Origin of the sequence: Zunongwangia sp. (assembly GCF_048269745.1) — a bacterium.
Lineage (GTDB): Bacteria > Bacteroidota > Bacteroidia > Flavobacteriales > Flavobacteriaceae > Zunongwangia.
This window is the reverse complement of sequence record NZ_JBLXIB010000006.1, coordinates 122,061-137,457: the sequence shown is the minus strand read 5'-3', so window position 1 is coordinate 137,457 and position 15,397 is coordinate 122,061. Positions and strand designations below refer to the sequence as shown.

Here is a 15,397-nt window from a genome sequence, read left to right as displayed (position 1 = left end):
ATGGAACTTTCAGAATTTAGTATTGGTCTCGAACAGTCTTTAAAATCTCTTCCATGGTTTGTTTTAACTGAGAAGAAGAAATAGTGTAATTACTATTCATAAAGCTAAAATATAAAGTTTTTCCACTTTTTGTAAGTAGAAGTCCGCTTAATGAGTGGTTGTTTCTTAGCGAACCTGTTTTAGCATAAATATAAGGTTTATCTGCTATGTAATAATTTTTAAGACTTCCGGATTCTCCTCCTGCAGGTAATACTTTTTTAAAGTTATCGGTTCCTATTTCATTAACAATTTCAGTGATTAAATCAACTAAACTTTGTGGTGTACATAAGTTATACCGAGAAAGTCCGGAACCATCGTACCAATAAAAAGGATCTGAAAAATAAGTAAAAAGCATTTTTTTGATAGTGTTTATAGCTGCTTTGCTATTGTAATTTTTATTTAATTTATCGGCACATAACATTAGCAGTTGTTCTGCAATAAAATTATCGCTTTCTTGAAGCATAGTTTTGTATAAACTAGTTGCAGCTACACTATAAATAGTGTCGGTAAGTTCAATTGGGTTCTTGTTTTCGAATATGTCATCGTAGTTTAAAACTTCTTTACGTAATGTATCACTTAAAAGAGTAGCCGTAGTTTTTTCCGAAGTAATAAAAGGAATCTCTTTTTGATAGTTTTCAACTACATTTTTATACTGAAATATGTTTTGCTTTTCTTTTCGAAGAATTGGCTGATTGATTTCTGTTGAAACTACTGTAGAATCCGAAAATATATTTGGATAGATAATGGGTAATTTAGCCTCCTTTTTTAGTTGGAAAGAAACTCTATTGCCGTATATCGGAAATGCGCTTCGTTCGGCAGAATAGTCATCATTGTAATCATCCCAAGCCCATCCCGATCCAAATCTTTTTGTTGTAACGTATTTCGGTTTTAATACTAATTTTTTGGTTGAATTTTTTAGAAAATCAATTACCCGATTACTATTGAAGTCTTTGTAAAGTAAACTTGGATCTCCAGTACCTGAAAATATAAGATAATCTTTATTTTCTTTATAAGTAATACTAGGAATTGAATCCCCTAATATTTTTAAACTTGCATAAAACGTTATTAGTTTAGTGTTAGATGCCGGAATAAAGTATTTATGGGCATTTTTACTGTAAAGTGTTTGTTGTGTAGCAGGATTATAGACAACAAAACCGGAAAAACCGTGTTTAAATGTTTCAGCTTCATTAAAAATTTTATCTATAGATGCTGTTTTTGACTTGAATACAGCACAACTACTACAAAAGAGAAAAAGTAGTAGAAGTAGTAATCGAAAATTCATGAATAGCGCTTGTTTTTTAAATAAATGTATTTAAAATTAATTAATAGTTTGGTAATTCTACTATAAATATGTTTTTAGGAACTAGTTTTAAAAGTTTATTTACGCTTAATTCAGAAACAAAAGATTCTGTGTATCTTTGCACGCTATGATTACAGAAGAAACACAGGCGTTGGTAAATAGTGGATTAATGCTTCCGATGATGGAAGAATTTTATACTATTCAAGGAGAAGGTTTTCATAAAGGAACAGCAGCTTATTTTATTAGAGTAGGTGGTTGCGATGTAGGCTGCCATTGGTGCGATGTTAAAGAAAGTTGGGATGCATCTATACATCCGCCAACTCCAATTGGGCATATTGTAGAAAAAGCAATAAAGCAAAGTAAAACGATAGTGATAACTGGAGGGGAACCTTTAACTTGGGATATGGGGCCGCTTACTGCTGAATTGAAGAAGCATGGTTGTCAAATTCATATCGAAACTTCCGGAGCATATAAATTATCGGGAGAATGGGATTGGATTTGCCTTTCTCCAAAGAAAATTAAGTTACCAACAGAAGAAGTTTATACTAAAGCAAACGAATTAAAAGTAATTGTTTTTAATAAACACGATTTTAAGTTTGCAGAAGAACAGGCAGAAAAAGTGAATAAAGATTGTATTTTATATTTACAGCCTGAGTGGAGTAATCGAGATAAAATGATGCCTGAAATTGTAGATTATGTAATGAAAAATCCAAAATGGAAAGTATCCTTACAAACTCACAAATATTTAAATATACCTTAATAAAAAAAGCCACTTTTAAAGTGGCTTTTTTGTGTTATAAATCAAGATGTTTACATCTTATATTATTTATTTGGCAACTTTGATAGGGATCTGTACATAACTTTTATCCCAACCAATTAAAAGATTTTCTCCATCTCCAGACTCATTCTTTTCAAAAACCATCGATAATGCTTCAATTTTATTTGGGCTTTGTCTAACAGGTACATTTATACGAGCTAAATCTTGTTGTTCGCTATACTCGTAAGCTCCCCAAGTTAATGTCTTTTTATTTAAAATAATTGTCCATTCTTTTTCCTGAGGAATGGTATATAATGTATACGTTCCTGCTTTAATTTCAGCATTGGCAATTAAAACATCTTTATAAAAAGTAACTTCGGTAGCCTCGTTTGCACCAGTACGCCAAACTTTTCCGAATGGAATTAATTTTCCGAAAATTTCTCGATCTCTAAGTTGAGGTCTACTATATATTACTCGAGCAACAGGCTCTTTATTGTCGTTACGATATAATGCAATATCCATAGGACTCACATCAAGTTTCGCAAAATTGGGTGCTTTTGTTTGTGCAAAAGAAGCTTCAGAAACACTTAAAATAGATATAAATAAGCTGAATAAAATTAATTTCTTCATTATTGTCTTTATTAAATTTTTATTTGCAATAAATATAAAGGCTCTTGGAGTGTTGATATGTTTATGTCTTGTTAAAGTTTGTATGTAAAGGAAGTATAATATGTTACATTTTCTATCTTTCTTTAAACAGGAAGCCTTTATATATTACTTAAATGTATATTTTTTTAGTTTAAACTCTAAGCTAACTTCAAAATAGGTAGGGAAATAGGTGCCCTTTTTTTAAAATTGTTAATAACTTCATTCTTTTGAGACAAAGTGCTCGTATAAAGAAGTTAACGTTTTGTTATATTTGTTCGTTATTGAAAATAGAGATGAATTTAATTAGCTAAAGTATGAGCGAAGAAGCCAAGGGTAAAAAGTATTCGGCTGATAGTATACAGGCATTAGAAGGAATGGAGCATGTACGTATGCGTCCTTCTATGTATATCGGAGACACAGGTGTACGAGGATTACACCATTTGGTTTATGAAGTGGTAGATAACTCAATAGATGAAGCATTAGCTGGACATTGCGATTCTATTAAAGTAGATATTAATGAAGATAACTCGATTACTGTAGAAGATAATGGTCGAGGTATTCCTATCGATCTTCATAAAAAAGAAGGAGTATCAGCACTAGAAGTTGTAATGACTAAAATTGGTGCCGGAGGAAAATTTGATAAGGATTCCTATAAAGTTTCCGGTGGGTTGCACGGTGTAGGTGTTAGTGTTGTAAATGCTTTATCTACTCATTTAAAAGCTACAGTTTATCGTGATGGTCAAGTTTGGGAACAGGAATATGAGCTTGGGAAACCAATGTATCCTGTTAAACCTGTAGGGGAAACAGAATTAAATGGTACTTTGGTTACATTTAAGCCAGATCCTTCTATTTTTCAACAAACTTTAGAATATAGCTATGAAACGCTTGCTAAGCGTATGCGTGAATTGGCTTACCTAAATAAAGGAATAACAATTGTGCTTACTGATAAGCGCGAGAAAGATGAAAAAGGAGAATTTTTAGGAGAAGTTTTTCATTCCGATGAAGGGTTGAAAGAGTTTATCCGTTTTCTAGATGGTACAAGAGAACCTATTATTGCAGAAGTGATAGGAATGGAAGGGGAGAAGAATGGTATTCCTGTAGAGGTAGCCATGGTGTATAATAATACGTTTAACGAGAACCTCCATTCTTACGTAAACAATATTAATACTCACGAAGGAGGAACCCATTTATCCGGTTTCCGTAGAGGATTAACAACTACCCTAAAGAAATATGCAGATGCTTCAGGTTTATTAGATAAACTTAAATTTGAAGTTACAGGAGACGACTTTAGAGAAGGCTTAACTGCAATTATTTCCGTAAAAGTAGCAGAACCACAGTTTGAAGGGCAAACTAAAACTAAACTAGGAAACCGTGAAGTAACTTCAGCAGTTTCTCAGTCAGTTTCAGAAATGCTTGAAAATTACCTAGAAGAAAACCCGAACGATGCTAAAACAATTGTTCAAAAAGTAATACTTGCCGCACAAGCCCGTAACGCAGCTAAAAAAGCTCGAGAAATGGTTCAGCGTAAAACGGCCATGAGTATTGGAGGTTTACCAGGAAAATTGTCAGATTGTTCTGAGCAAGATCCTGAACAATGCGAAGTATTCTTAGTAGAGGGAGATTCTGCGGGGGGAACTGCCAAACAAGGTAGAGATCGGAATTTTCAGGCAATTTTGCCATTAAGAGGTAAAATTCTGAATGTAGAGAAAGCTATGTCTCACCGAGTTTTTGATAATGAAGAGATTAAAAATATCTACACAGCGCTTGGTGTAACTATTGGTACAGAAGAAGATAGTAAGGCTTTAAACCTTTCAAAATTGCGTTACCATAAAATTGTGATTATGTGTGATGCCGATGTCGATGGTAGCCATATTGAAACACTTATTTTAACCTTTTTCTTCCGATATATGAAAGAGCTTATAGAGCAAGGTCATATATATATTGCTACACCTCCTTTATATTTAGTTAAGAAAGGAAGTAAGAAAAGGTATGCATGGGATGAAAATGAGCGAGACGAAATAGCAGAATCCTACAAAGGAGGAGTTCAGATACAACGATACAAAGGTCTTGGTGAGATGAATGCTGAACAACTTTGGGATACAACAATGGATCCGCAATACCGAAAATTACGACAAGTAAACATCGATAGTTCGAGTGAAGCAGATCGAATATTTTCTATGCTTATGGGAGATGAAGTACCTCCTCGTAGAGAGTTTATAGAGAAAAATGCAAAATACGCCAATATTGATGCGTAAATTAATAAAAAAGCCTCGATATATCGAGGCTTTTTTATTTGCAAGTGAAGCTTCGTAAAAAGATTAAAAACTACATATTTCTATAAAGCATTATTAGTAATCCATCCTTAGAATTTGTAAATTAGCGTAGTTATTAATCTTTAAATTAAAACAATGAAAGTTACAGTAGTTGGGGCTGGTTCTGTAGGGGCTAGCTGCGCAGAATATGTTGCCATTAAAAACTTCGCTTCAGAAGTTGTATTAGTAGATATTAAAGAAGGATATGCAGAAGGAAAAGCAATGGACCTAATGCAAACAGCGTCTTTAAATAGTTTCGATACTAAAGTGGTAGGAAGTACTAGTGATTATTCAAAAACAGCAGGTAGTGATGTAGCTGTTATCACAAGTGGTATTCCTAGAAAACCAGGTATGACTCGTGAAGAGTTAATCGGAATAAATGCTGGTATTGTTAAAGAGGTGGCAACCAACCTTATTAAACATTCTCCAGATGCAACAATAATCGTAGTAAGTAATCCTATGGATACTATGACATATTTAGTGCATAAAGTTACTGGACTTCCTAAAAATAAAATTATCGGTATGGGAGGAGCTCTAGATAGCGCTCGTTTCAAATACCGTTTAGCTGAAGCTTTAGAAGCTCCAATCTCAGATGTAGATGGAATGGTAATCGGTGGACATAGTGATACCGGAATGATTCCTTTAACAAGATTGGCAACTCGTAACAGTGTTCCTGTATCTGCATTTCTTTCAGAAGAACGATTAAATCAAGTTGCTGAAGATACTAAAGTTGGAGGGGCTACTCTTACTAAATTGTTAGGTACTAGTGCATGGTATGCACCAGGAGCAGCAGTATCTGCTCTAGTACAAGCAATTGCTTGTGATCAAAAGAAAATATTCCCATGTTCTGCATTCCTTGAAGGAGAATATGAATTAAGCGATATTTCTATAGGAGTACCAGCTGTTATCGGTAAAGATGGTTTAGAAAAAATAGTAGAGATTAAATTAACCGATGCTGAAAAATCTAAATTGCAAGAAAGTGCTGCTGCTGTTAAAAAGACAAATGGATTATTAGAATTATAATTCAATTTTTCTAATAGATATTCTCATAAGGCTACAGTTTTTGTAGCCTTTTTTTTATATATAAAAGTTAAATTTTTCAAAAAGAAATTATTGGGATTTCATAATTGAAACGCTATATTTGTCCGTTTTAAAAAGTGACCTACTATAATTATAATTTAAGGACTAATGCAGAATAAAGGACTTATTAAAGTTTTTGCAATTTTATTTGGTTTGGTATGTATTTACCAACTTTCTTTTACGTTCATCACAAATAGTGTTGAGGGAGACGCAAAAGAGTATGCCATTCAGAAAATTGACCAAAATGTAGCTAATTATTCAGATTTAAGAGATCAGACTGAAAATCAGTATCTTGATTCTATCGGAAATGAAGAGATAATTGCTGGTATTAGCTATAACGATGCTAAACAAAAGGAACTAAACAAAGGTTTAGACTTAAAAGGAGGTATAAATGTTATTCTTCAGATTTCTGTTGAAGATATACTTCGAGATTTAGCAAATTCATCTAAAGATCCTTCTTTTAACAAAGCAATTGCTGATGCTAAAGAAGCTTCAAAAACCAATGGAGAGAAAACTTTTCTTAATCTGTTTTTTGAAAAGTTCAAAGCTATTCCAGATGCAAAACTTGCTTCACCGGACATTTTCGGAAATAGAGATTTAAGTGATGATGTTACTTTTGATATGTCTAATGAACAAGTTGAAGGCGTAATTGAAAAGAAAGTAAACGAATCTATCACTTCTGCTTTTGAAGTTTTACGTAAGCGTATCGATAAATTTGGAGTAACTCAGCCAAACATTCAGCGTTTAGGAAACTCAGGAAGAATTTTAGTAGAATTACCTGGAGCTAAGGATGTAAATCGTATTCAGAATTTATTACAGAGTACAGCTCAATTAGAGTTTTGGCATGTATTCAGAAATACCGAGATGTCTAGCTTTTTAGGAAGTGCAAATCAGGTATTAAAGGGACTTGTTAAAGAAGATAAAAAAACAACAGTTGATACCACAACTACTCAAGATAGTGAAATTGACGATCTTTTAGCAGATGCAGAGGATAGTACAGCTGTTGAAAATGCAAATCCTTTATTCGATTTAGTTAAAAGTCCTGGTCGACAAGGAGGTCCAGTACTAGCTTATTTTAGCGTAAAAGATACTGCCAAAGTAAACGATTATTTAAGTATGCCTCAGGTAAGATCTTTATTACCTGCACAACAACGTTATGCAAAGTTTGTATGGGGTGTGCCTGATGATGAAACTGGAACAACCGGTTTATATGCTTTAAAAGCAAATAGAGAGAACGAACCACCATTAAGTGGAAGTGTTATTACTGATGCACAACAAACTTACGATCAAGTAGGTCGTGTAGCTGTTTCTATGCAAATGGATGGTACAGGAGCTAAGATTTGGGAAGAAATGACAGGTTATGCTTCTAAAAATCAAACTCAGATAGCTATAGTTTTAGATAATGTGGTGTATTCTGCTCCCGGTGTTTCTAAAGGAGCTATTTCCGGAGGGCGTAGTGAAATTTCAGGTGATTTTACGGTAGCTGAAGGTAAAGATTTAGCAAATGTATTAAGAGCAGGTAAATTACCAGCTTCAGCAGATATTGTTCAGAGTGAAGTTGTTGGTCCTTCTTTAGGACATGAAGCTATTAATAGCGGTATGATATCATTTGGAATCGCACTTGTTTTAGTTTTATTGTGGATGATTGGTTATTACGGTAAAGCCGGAATTTTTGCAGATGTTGCGCTTATTGTTAATATTTTATTCATTTTTGGAGTATTAGCCGGATTAGGAGCTGTTTTAACCTTACCAGGTATTGCAGGTATTGTATTAACTATTGGTATGTCTGTAGATGCTAACGTCCTTATTTTTGAGCGAATTCGTGAAGAAATAGATAAAGGTAAATCGCAACGAGAAGCAATTAAAGATGGTTTTAATAATGCATTATCTTCTATATTAGATGCAAACATTACTACTGGTCTTACAGCAGTTATTTTACTTATTTTGGGTACTGGGCCAATTAAAGGTTTCGCTACCACATTACTAATTGGTATTTGTACTTCGTTGTTTACTGCAATTTTTATTACTCGTTTATTTATAGATGGATATGGTAAAAATGGAAAATCCTTAGAGTTTGCTACTTCAGCAACTAAGAATTTATTTAAGGGATTCAATACAGACTTCTTAGCGAAACGTAAAATTTCTTATGCTTTTTCAGGAATATTGATATTGATAAGTTTAGGTTCTTTATTAACATTAGGACTTAATCAAGGTGTAGATTTTGTAGGAGGTAGAACGTATACTGTACGATTCGATAAAGATGTTTCTCCTTCTGAAGTTCAAGGTAAATTAGAAGAAAGATTTGGAAGTGCAGAAGTAAAAACTTTCGGTCCTAATAACCAATTAAAAATTACTACTAATTATAAAGTAGAAGAAAATAGTACATCTGTAGATCGTGAGATTCAAGAAGGATTATACAAAAGTTTATCGTCTTACTTACCAGAATCTTTAAGTTTAAACGATTTTGTAAATAGTTCTTCAGATAAGCAAGTTGGTATAATGGAATACATGAAAGTAGGACCAACTATTGCGGATGATATAAAGAACTCTTCTTATTGGGCTGTTATCGGTTCTTTAATTGTAGTATTCTTATATATTTTATTACGATTCAGAAAATGGCAGTTTAGTTTAGGGGCTGTAGTCGCAGTTTTCCATGATGTATTAATTACATTAGGTATGTTCTCTTTACTTTATAGTGTAATGCCTTTTAATATGGAAATTAACCAAGCATTTATAGCCGCAATTTTAACAGTAATTGGTTACTCGTTAAATGATACTGTGGTTGTGTTTGACCGTATTAGAGAGTATGTGAATGAGCATACTTGGGATTTGGGTAAAACAGTGAATTTAGCTTTAAATAGTACATTAACTCGAACATTAAATACATCGCTTACAACCTTAGTGGTGTTATTAGCAATCTTTATTTTCGGAGGAGAAAGTATTAGAGGCTTTATGTTTGCATTAATAGTAGGTGTTGTTGTTGGTACATATTCTTCTATATTTATAGCAACTCCAATAATGTTTGATAGTGTGAAGAAAAAATCTTCTATTAAGTCTAAAAATAAAGATACTCAAGAAGAAGTATAGTTTGTGAAAAGCTAGTTATAGTTAACTATATAAAAAGCCCTTTCTGTTTTGAAAGGGCTTTGTTTTTTGTAGTATTTAACTTGTCTATAATCGATATACTAGTTATAATTTTGTGAGTAGCTTAATAACTAAAGCCTATTTAATTTTGACTGTTTTATGTTTTTACAAGTATCAGTTGTAGTTTATAAGTGTATCGATTGTATCAATTTTTCTATCCTTATTGAATGTTTTATAATAAAGTAAAAGCCTAGCTTTTTATTTCTTCTACCTTTTCTAATTTACCATTTTCAAGAAAATAAATTCCTTTCTTCAATGTTTTAGTCAGATCTTTATAAATTTTGATGCTTTCATTGTTAGGATTGGTAATACGTTTATAACTGTCAAAAGTATAATTCTCAATTCAACAACTTTTGTTTTCTGTTAAATAGAAATCACTATTCATTAATGCGAGTGAATCATTTATTATTTTAGATCGATGTTTATTTTCAGTTTATAAATTATTGTTTGTCATCATTTTTTGTAATTCCTTTAAAATATTCAGTGTGAGCAGCCAAAGATGTACTTCATAAGCGTTCAATAAATATTTCTTAGTTTCATTAATGTTTTTTTGATGAGTAGGAATAAGCATTAAAATATTCGTTTCCTATTTTCTCAACTTCAATTGTTTTAGTGCATGAAGAGATTAAAATTAAGAGGAAGATTACTATAGTATTGCATTCTTTTAATTGGGGGCTTGGGCTACAAGAGTGTATAGCTTTAAATCAATAATATAATAACATAAAAAAAGGATTTATTTTCGTAGAAAATAAATCCTTTTTTTATGTTATTATATTTTATATAGTTACTATACTGTGGTGTTCGGTTTTTGCGGACGGTACATAAAATATAATCCTGCAATTATAAATGGTATACTTAGCCATTGTCCGGTATTTATTAACCAAGTACCTCTTTCAGCTACTTGTGGTTCCTTAATAAATTCAATAAAGAAACGAACAGTCCATAATAAAACTAAAAATAAACCGAAAATATAACCTACTTTAAATCGTTTATCGGTTTTCCAGTATAAGTAGAATAAAAGAAGGAAAATTAATAAATAACAAAAGCTTTCATAAAGCTGAGCCGGATGTCGTGGAAATGTTTCTCCTAAATTTTGAAATATAACTCCATAATCACTATTAGTTGGTTTTCCGATAATTTCTGAATTCATAAAATTACCAATACGAACAAAAATAGCTCCGCTGGCAACAGGAATTACAATACGGTCTAAAACCCAGAGAACGGGTTTATTTAGCACTCGCTTTTTATATAGGTACATGGCGACAATTATACCGATAGCAGCACCATGGCTAGCTAAACCTCTAAATCCGGTAAATTCAAATTCAGGTTCAAAGCGTACTGGTAAGAAAATTTCTAATAAATGATGTTGGAAATAAGCCCAATCATAAAAGATAACATGACCTAATCGAGCTCCAATTAATGTAGCAAGTACGGTGTAAATAAATAGAGAATCTAATTTTTCTATAGCAATTTTTTCTCTTATGTAAATTGCTTTCATGATGTACCAGCCCAGTCCAAAAGCGATAAGAAACATTAAACTATAATAATGTATAGTAAGTATACCTAAGTCTATTCCTTCAGAAGGAGCCCACTTTATTGCATTAATAAGCATTCTTTTGATTTATCAAGTTAAAGCGTAAATATACGTATTTGAAAAAACTTGAACTATGAAATCCTATATTTTAAGGAACAGGGTCGTGCCCCTTACCACCCCAAGGATTACAGCTTATAATTCTTTTAATTGCTAATTTACCACCTTTAAAAATTCCGTGTTTTTTTAAAGCTTCTAGACTGTAATTTGAACACGTAGGAGTATAACGGCAAGTTGCCGGAAGTAATGGAGAAATAAAATATTGGTATATTTTAATTAAAACAATAAATGGATAAATAAGAATTTTTCGAATCATAATTATCCATTTATTACTGCTGTTTATTTTATAGAAAAAGAAGTTCCTTCTTTACCATCTTTAAGCTGAATTCCAAATTCTTGAAGTTCATCTCTTATTTTATCGCTAGTTGCAAAATCTTTATTGTTTCTAGCTTCTGTACGTAAATTTATAAGTAATTCTACCGTTTTACCAAGTTGTTCTGATGTTGAATTTGATGCTTCTGCACCATCTCGCAATCCTAAAATATCGAATAAAAAACTGAACATAGTATGTTTCAGTTTAGCCTTATCTTCTATACTAATTTTAGCATTATCTTTTTTGATGTTATTAATAAACTTAACCCCATCGAATAATTTTGCAATTAAAATTGGGCTATTAAAATCATCATTCATAGCATCGTAGCACTCTTGCTTCCAGCTTTCAATATCTATAGAAGATTCATTTGCAGTCTTTAATTCATCTATACTTTCGTAAGCTTCAATAAGGCGATTAAAACCTTTTTCTGATGCAGATAAAGCCTCTTTAGAGAAATCTAAAATACTTCTATAGTGTGCCTGTAACATAAAGAAACGGGCAACATTTGGAGAAATAGCTTTATCAATTGCTTTATTTTCTCCTGTAAAAAGTTCAGTAGGTAAAATATTATTACCGGTACTTTTGGCCATTTTCTTGCCGTTTAAGGTAAGCATATTGGCATGCATCCAGTAATTTACCGGATTTTTTCCGGAAGCAGCTTCTCCTTGAGCTATTTCACATTCGTGGTGTGGAAATTTTAAGTCCATTCCGCCACCATGAATGTCAAAAGATTCCCCTAAGTACTTTGTACTCATTACAGTACATTCTAAATGCCATCCGGGAAAGCCATCGCTCCAAGGTGAAGGCCAACGCATAATATGCTGTGGTTCTGCTTTTTTCCAAAGTGCAAAATCTTGCGGATTTTTTTTATCAGATTGTGCAGCTAACTCTCTGGTATTAGAAACCATATCTTCAATAGCACGTCCACTTAATTTACCATAATGTTTATCTTTATTATATTTTAAAACATCAAAATAAACCGACCCATTAGCTTCGTAAGCATAACCATTATCGATAATAGTTTTAATAATTTCAATTTGTTCTATAATATGCCCTGTTGCAGTTGGCTCGATACTTGGCGGAAGGTTGTTGAATTTTTCAAGAATGTTATGAAAGTCTACTGTGTATTTTTGGACTACTTCCATAGGCTCTATTTGTTCTAAACGAGCTTTTTTAGCGATACGATCTTCACCAGTTTCAGCATCATTTTCTAAATGCCCCGCATCTGTAATATTCCGAACATAGCGAACTTTATAACCTAAATGTTTTAAATATCTAAAAACAAGATCGAATGAAATAAATGTACGGCAATTCCCTAAGTGTACATTACTATATACTGTAGGGCCGCAAACATACATTCCTACATGACCAGAATTAATTGGCTTAAAGCTTTCTTTTTCTCCGCTAATTGAATTATAAATCTTTAATTCTTGTTTTTGGTAAAGCGCCATATAACTAGCTATGTTTTAATTATAAATTATAATGAAATTTTTTCAAGTCTTATGTAATCTAAAAATTCTTTACGAACTTCTTTTTTCTTGAATTCTCCTCCAAATTCACTAGTTACTGTACTACTATCTATATCTCTAATACCTCTACTATTTACACAAAGGTGTTTAGCGTCTATTACACAAGCTACACTTTCTGTACCTAAAACCTGTTGTAATTCTTGTACAATTTGCATTGTTAAACGTTCTTGAACTTGTGGCCGTTTTGCGTAATAATCTACAATACGATTCATTTTAGATAAACCGACTACTGTACCATTTGAGATATAGGCAACATGGGCTTTACCAACAATAGGAAGTAAGTGATGCTCGCAAGTAGAATATAATGTAATGTTTTTTTCTACTAACATTTCACCATACTTATACTTGTTTTCAAAAACAGATGCTTTTGGTTTTCTTTTTGGGTTTAATCCTGAAAAGATTTCGTTTACGAACATTTTGGCAACTCTTTGAGGCGTACCTTTCAAGCTATCATCAGTTAAATCTAATCCCAATGTTTCCAAAATATGCTCTACATCTTTATTTATGATAGCCATCTTATCGATATCGCTAACTTCAAATGCATCTTTTCTTATAGGTGTATCTGCACTAGTAGGAATGTGCTCATCACCAATTTCATCAATTTCATTCAAAACTTTATCTATTTTCATGCTCTTATGACTGCTAAGTCGTAAACTTATATTGTAGCTTGCAAAGATAAGCAATTATTAATGTTTTTTGGCTTTACACTGTTTTATACTTTAATTTTGTATATTAATTAAATTGAAATTTAACGTGCACTGTTCAATAAGAGAAATACTTCTTTTTCTATGCCTTTTTTTATGGGTTGTTTTTTTGCGTGCACAAGGGGATAAATTTGAAACAATACAACCTTTTTGTTCGGGCGATCAGGAAATGAATTTTTCAAATACTCATTCTAGTAATTCAGAGTCTATTCTTGCTGAAGAAGGGCCAGATTATGGATGTATAGAATTAGCACGTAATCCTGAATGGCTATATTTTCAAGTAAAAAGGCCTGGGGACTTAGAGTTTTTTATTTCTCAAACTTCGAATTCCGATGGTACTGGAGAAGAGGAAGATGTAGATTTTATAGTTTGGGGACCTTTTTCGGAGCATTTGCCTTCTAAAATAGAAAATTTAACTACTGATAAAATTATAGATTGTTCGTATCAGAACTTTTCAGAAGAAAACGTTTATATCCAGAATGCAAAACAGGGCCAGATTTATATATTTTTAGTTCTAAATTATTCAAATAAACCTGGTTTTATCAGTATTCAGCAGCAAAATGTAGAGGCATCTAATGCTGGTTCTACAGATTGTTCGGTTTTAGATGGTATTTTGGGGGCTAACAAAAGTGTTTGCGGAGAATCTAGCTATACGTTAGATGCAACTTCTCCCGGCGCAACTAGTTATTCTTGGTTTAAATTTAATCTTGGTAGTCATGATTTTGAAAAGATTACCAGTGAAAATTCTTCAGATCTAGTTGTTACAAATGGAGGAATTTATAGGGTTGTTGTAGATAATGGAGCAGGAAAAGCAAGTATTGAAGATGAGGTGAAAGTTCAATTTACGAAACCCCCCATTATAAAGGAATCAGAAGAAGGGTATACGGTGTGCTTTACTAACATTCCGTCCTTAGATTTAACTTCTAAAACAGAAGAATTACTTTCGGCAAATTCCTCTCCCGACAATAAAATAGTTTTGTATTATAGAAGTAGTGAAGATGTAATTGGTGAAAACTATATAATAAATACAACCGATTTTGAATCTAATAAAGAATCGGTAATTTATGCCAATATTTTAGATTTGAAAGGAGGTTGCTATTCAGATACTGTTGCAATTCCAGTAACCTATTTACAGTGGCCTAAGGCTGTTTTTTTAGACTCTCAAGATGTTTGTGTAAATAGTGAAGGGAGATTAGTGAATCCCTTAGAGTTATCTGCAGATTTAGGAATCCGGTTTAATTATAGTTGGAGTAATACTAGTAACATTATCTCAGAAAATGCTACTATTTTAATTAATGAAGTTTCTACGGATCCTAATTATGTAGTAACTTTAATAGATACTGTAACAGGTTGTAGTAAAAGTTACAGTACTAAAATTAATTATCACACAGAGCCACAGGATCTTTCTATCTCTATAGATCGTGCAAAATTTGGAAACGATTGGGATATTTCAGTTGAAGGATTATCCTATCCAAATAGAGAATCAACTTATGTATATAGTTTAGATGGTGGAACTTATTCTGCAAAAAATCAGTTTAAGAATATTTCGAAAGGAAAACATATATTGCGTGCTAAAGAAATTAATGGGTGTGGCTCTGTAATTAGTAAAGAATTTACAGTAATAGGATATGCTTCTTTTTTCACGCCTAATGGCGATACTTATAATGATTTCTGGCAAGTTACCACAGATGATGATTATAAAATATCGAATATTTTAATATTTAATAGATATGGGCAATTTTTAACAAAAATAGATCCTGAAGGTGAAGGGTGGGATGGAAATTTAAATGGAAAACAAATGCCCCAGGACACGTATTGGTTTCGTTTAAATTATATAGATCCTATTTCCGGTAAAGAATCCGAATTTATGGGATATTTTGCTTTAAAACGATAACAAAAAAGCCAGCTTTTTAGCTGACT

The 15,397-nt window shown here is 32.4% G+C and carries 11 protein-coding genes; 5 read left to right on the top strand and 6 right to left on the bottom strand.

The window, feature by feature from the left end; all coding sequences use genetic code 11:
• Window positions 1–16 precede the first annotated feature (16 nt).
• Window positions 17–1,321 carry a D-alanyl-D-alanine carboxypeptidase/D-alanyl-D-alanine-endopeptidase gene (gene dacB / locus ACN0WI_RS09225; protein WP_417886427.1) on the bottom strand — a complete coding sequence of 435 codons (1,305 nt, stop codon included), beginning with the start codon at window positions 1,319–1,321 and terminating at the stop codon, window positions 17–19.
• Between the two features lie 145 nt (window positions 1,322–1,466).
• Between dacB and ACN0WI_RS09220 the strand changes: the two genes are divergently transcribed.
• A complete protein-coding gene (locus ACN0WI_RS09220) occupies window positions 1,467–2,099 on the top strand; it encodes a 7-carboxy-7-deazaguanine synthase QueE (RefSeq protein WP_417886426.1) in 633 nt (210 codons plus the stop codon).
• A 66-nt stretch (window positions 2,100–2,165) separates the two neighbouring features.
• On the opposite strand, the gene ACN0WI_RS09215 is transcribed toward ACN0WI_RS09220, so the two are convergent.
• Window positions 2,166–2,726, bottom strand: a complete 561-nt coding sequence (locus ACN0WI_RS09215; protein ID WP_417886425.1) for a DUF2911 domain-containing protein — start codon at window positions 2,724–2,726, stop codon at window positions 2,166–2,168.
• A 332-nt stretch (window positions 2,727–3,058) separates the two neighbouring features.
• Here ACN0WI_RS09215 and gyrB point away from each other — a divergent pair, with 332 nt between their 5' ends.
• From gyrB to secDF, 3 genes are all read left to right on the top strand, one after another.
• Window positions 3,059–4,999, top strand: a complete 1,941-nt coding sequence (gene gyrB, locus ACN0WI_RS09210) for a DNA topoisomerase (ATP-hydrolyzing) subunit B (RefSeq protein ID WP_417886424.1) — start codon at window positions 3,059–3,061, stop codon at window positions 4,997–4,999.
• A 153-nt stretch (window positions 5,000–5,152) separates the two neighbouring features.
• A complete protein-coding gene (locus ACN0WI_RS09205) occupies window positions 5,153–6,079 on the top strand; it encodes a malate dehydrogenase (protein ID WP_417886423.1) in 927 nt (308 codons plus the stop codon).
• Between the two features lie 165 nt (window positions 6,080–6,244).
• Complete coding sequence (gene secDF / locus ACN0WI_RS09200; RefSeq protein WP_417886422.1) at window positions 6,245–9,223, top strand: protein translocase subunit SecDF; 2,979 nt, start codon at window positions 6,245–6,247, stop codon at window positions 9,221–9,223.
• A gap of 844 nt (window positions 9,224–10,067) precedes the next feature.
• On the opposite strand, the gene lgt is transcribed toward secDF, so the two are convergent.
• The 4 genes from lgt to folE form a co-directional block, all read right to left on the bottom strand.
• A complete protein-coding gene (lgt, locus tag ACN0WI_RS09195) occupies window positions 10,068–10,892 on the bottom strand; it encodes a prolipoprotein diacylglyceryl transferase (protein ID WP_417886420.1) in 825 nt (274 codons plus the stop codon).
• 70 nt (window positions 10,893–10,962) lie between these two features.
• Window positions 10,963–11,187 (bottom strand): membrane protein insertion efficiency factor YidD, encoded by a 225-nt coding sequence (yidD, locus tag ACN0WI_RS09190; RefSeq protein WP_417886419.1) that lies wholly within the window; start codon window positions 11,185–11,187, stop codon window positions 10,963–10,965.
• Window positions 11,188–11,210: 23 nt separating this feature from the next.
• A complete protein-coding gene (cysS, locus tag ACN0WI_RS09185; protein WP_417886418.1) occupies window positions 11,211–12,695 on the bottom strand; it encodes a cysteine--tRNA ligase in 1,485 nt (494 codons plus the stop codon).
• Between the two features lie 26 nt (window positions 12,696–12,721).
• A complete protein-coding gene (gene folE / locus ACN0WI_RS09180) occupies window positions 12,722–13,402 on the bottom strand; it encodes a GTP cyclohydrolase I FolE (RefSeq protein WP_417886417.1) in 681 nt (226 codons plus the stop codon).
• Between the two features lie 244 nt (window positions 13,403–13,646).
• Here folE and ACN0WI_RS09175 point away from each other — a divergent pair, with 244 nt between their 5' ends.
• Window positions 13,647–15,371 (top strand): T9SS type B sorting domain-containing protein, encoded by a 1,725-nt coding sequence (locus ACN0WI_RS09175; protein ID WP_417886416.1) that lies wholly within the window; start codon window positions 13,647–13,649, stop codon window positions 15,369–15,371.
• Window positions 15,372–15,397 lie beyond the last annotated feature (26 nt).

Coding starts and splice junctions, on each gene's coding strand:
- ACN0WI_RS09175 (WP_417886416.1), top strand. CDS start 13,647: ATGAATTTTTCAAATACTCATTCTAGTAATTCAGAGTCTATTCTTGCT.
- ACN0WI_RS09205 (WP_417886423.1), top strand. CDS start 5,153: ATGAAAGTTACAGTAGTTGGGGCTGGTTCTGTAGGGGCTAGCTGCGCA.
- yidD (WP_417886419.1), bottom strand. CDS start 11,187: ATGATTCGAAAAATTCTTATTTATCCATTTATTGTTTTAATTAAAATA.
- gyrB (WP_417886424.1), top strand. CDS start 3,059: ATGAGCGAAGAAGCCAAGGGTAAAAAGTATTCGGCTGATAGTATACAG.
- folE (WP_417886417.1), bottom strand. CDS start 13,402: ATGAAAATAGATAAAGTTTTGAATGAAATTGATGAAATTGGTGATGAG.
- cysS (WP_417886418.1), bottom strand. CDS start 12,695: ATGGCGCTTTACCAAAAACAAGAATTAAAGATTTATAATTCAATTAGC.
- dacB (WP_417886427.1), bottom strand. CDS start 1,321: ATGAATTTTCGATTACTACTTCTACTACTTTTTCTCTTTTGTAGTAGT.
- secDF (WP_417886422.1), top strand. CDS start 6,245: ATGCAGAATAAAGGACTTATTAAAGTTTTTGCAATTTTATTTGGTTTG.
- ACN0WI_RS09215 (WP_417886425.1), bottom strand. CDS start 2,726: ATGAAGAAATTAATTTTATTCAGCTTATTTATATCTATTTTAAGTGTT.
- ACN0WI_RS09220 (WP_417886426.1), top strand. CDS start 1,467: ATGATTACAGAAGAAACACAGGCGTTGGTAAATAGTGGATTAATGCTT.
- lgt (WP_417886420.1), bottom strand. CDS start 10,892: ATGCTTATTAATGCAATAAAGTGGGCTCCTTCTGAAGGAATAGACTTA.